The organism is Endozoicomonas sp. ONNA2, assembly GCF_024606365.1.
Taxonomy (GTDB): Bacteria; Pseudomonadota; Gammaproteobacteria; order Pseudomonadales; family Endozoicomonadaceae; genus Endozoicomonas.
On the sequence record NZ_JAHHPO010000349.1, the window covers coordinates 1 to 2,950 of the forward strand.

Below are 2,950 nucleotides of genomic sequence, written 5' to 3' on the forward strand. Positions count from 1 at the left end.
CAGCTGTGAACTTCAAGTCCACTGATAAAAAGATCCCAGGGGTCCTCTGTCAGCTCCAGGGTTTCTCCCGGAGACAACAATTTGTTTCTGGTTTCCTCGCTAAAGTTACTGAAATTTGCCCGCCAACCTGCTTTGAATTGTGTGTATTTCTGGTAAACGACCTGCAAGTGAGGATTGTTCAGTGGTGACTGCCTGGCTTCAATAAAAGTATGGTTAGCACTGCTGTGGATAAACTCCTGAATAAGGCCTGTAATTTCCGTATTCCCGATTTCGTCACAATATTCTGACATTGAAACTATGTAAAAAGGCAGGAGATGGGAGTGTCGTTGTTTCAATAACCATTTTGATACCGCCTTATTTATTCCCACTAAAGCTTCACTGCCTTTTTCAGCGATCAACAATGGTAATCCTTCCATCTGACAACTGAGGCCCATGCTGTCCAGAAATTTATTAAACCTGCCGCCTATTTTGAGTAAGATGTGAAGCCAGCCCAGTTTGTCATAAGTCGGACTGTGGGTGAGATTTTTCAGGATTTGCACGACCATAGCCTTATTCATATCGTTGTTGACCAATACCTGCTCAAGAGTGGCCTGCCACTGATGGAAAACCTTGATATCTTTCATCCGGCGCTTGTTTGCACCACAAGCATGCAGAGATTCACCGAGTTTGATAAATTCATCTTCTGATATAACTTCGGGTATAAATCCCAGCAATTGCAGTGGGGCCAGTCGCAAATGGTCTCCCCCACTGACTTTGGGCTTACCCAATATTTGCTGTATTTTCGGGGTGCTCTGAGCCAGACGGGCCAGCCCATGAATGAGATAAGGAATATTTTTTTGATTTCGATGTTTCATGATGACCACGACAAAACGGGCCAATACTGCAGTATCCATTATTTGTCTGGATGATTTGCAAGCGGCAATAATCATCAAAAGTCGATGCACTTTCGATTTAATAGCAGGCTTGTCTTCAGGTAGTGATATATCAGCAAATTTGCATTCCAGGTCGTCAACTGTATCGAGCAATACCTGTGAATATTCCGGAGTCATGTTATCAATGTTTGCCCTGAGTACCTTTAGATAAGGGGGCAGTGTTTTTTTGCTTTCAAGTAACGCAAACCCATTGATATCACTGAGTTGTTTGAGATTTTCAAACTGTAGGGAAACATGTGTGGCAGGAACTTTCAATATATTTGCCACGACATCAATATAACGGCAATAACCAATGGAGCCCGGTTGTTTCGACAAATAGGCCAGTTCTTTAACAATATGCCAGATGTTTTTTGCATCGGTGGAGTACAAAACAGTTCTAACGTACGAAGTTAACTCAGCAATATCAGCCTCCTGTGAAAAACCGGAACAGGCTGCATACAAGTATAATAACCTTTTCGTGTAGAATTTGAAATCTTGATCATCATCAACGCTTGACAAGCAGCCACTCTCTTCAGCTTTTGGAGTAAATAATTTTTCAATATTGTCAACTTCACTCAACAGCTGTCTGGAAAGTTCGTTGTTTTCCGATTCAATGATTTGCCTGATAACCAGAAGCCCGACTTTGAACAGTTTTTCACGGACAATAGGGTTTAATACAAACAATTGTTCAGTAATTTCATGGTCCTCCGCCAGAGAAGGCTTCTCAGAAAGACATTGAAACAGGCGCTTCGCCTTCTCCCATCGGATAGATAAAGGAATATCGACAAGTTCCCAGCAGCCCCCCGGCAATACAAGCTTTTCTTCAGCAGCCAACATGATCCCGAGTTTTTCAGCCTCACTTAAAGAATTGGCTTCGGATAACTTTCTTATCGTAGCGACCTTACCTATATGAGGTGATAACATGCACTCAAGAAAAACGGCACATTGCACCTCCCTGGTTGGTGACTTTGCTATTGCCCCAAAACGATATTTTACTACCAAATTCTTGGCGACCCTCTGTATTGCTTCAGCTTTTGAACCGGGCAATTCAGTTTCAAGATCGGGTTGAAGATTAACCAGCCGGGCAAATAACTGTTTACTTTCAGCGGTTATGACTTTTTGCTCTGACAGTGCGGTGATGCCATCATGCAGCTGTATCTGCCTGCCAAGATACTGAATGGAACCACCTTCTGCTGAAAATCCAACGGCTGACTCCCTGATCAATGCATACAGCTGCTGCGGAGTCAGTCCCTGTAACTGACAAGGGTTCATTTCACCTCCCTGACATTAATTAGCGAACCGTATGAAATCATATATTTCTGACACCTTGTGCCGACACTCTTGGCAGCTGCTCCTGCGTTGATCCAGAAGGCTATCCGGGAATAGCACCCGACTGGGCGTCCCCGTGGCGAGGATGTCAGAAAATTGAGGACAATAAGTCGGAAATTTTTTTTGAATTGTGGTTCTATTTACTAAAAAATTCCAACTTTTTAGACCAATTTGCTGCTACATTACGACTGCATGGATGCAGGCGCCAGAACAATGCAGGAGCAGTTGCCGCCTGGGGCAGTCTATTCTCGGACAGCCTCCTGGAGTATTCGTCCGGGGAGAGGCCGACAGCGTCAAGTCACTGCCCTTGCTTTCGGATGCATCAAAGCCAGACTGCTTAACTTTTACCGTAGCGGGGAGTTTCTGAAAGATAGCGTTGTAATTATCATATAAATCCTCATGGAGTTTTGATAAATGGTCCATAACGGTAGTGTCTTGTTTATCTTTGATATGCATTAACTCATAAAATGTCCCGGGGCCAGGTTCTTGAATTAACAGCTTACCAATTTCCTCATTGCTCTCCTTACGGGAAAAGAATTTATGCAGCGGGGTGCGACCGTTGTTGTCTTGAAGTTTGTGTAACTCAGTCAGCAGGATACCCTCTGCAATTGGCTGACATAGATACTTCAGAAAAGGACGTTCAGCAAATATTACCGTTTCAGATTTGTTTATGCATGCCTTTGCTGTGTTTCATAACAAAAACTCATCAC

1 protein-coding gene is annotated in these 2,950 nt (G+C 43.5%); it reads right to left on the bottom strand.

What is annotated here, in order from left to right:
- Positions 1 to 2,183, bottom strand: a 2,183-nt coding sequence (locus KDK14_RS06340; RefSeq protein ID WP_257264174.1) for a hypothetical protein, incomplete at its 3' end; no start/stop codon positions are given.
- Positions 2,184 to 2,950: the final 767 nt, after the last annotated feature.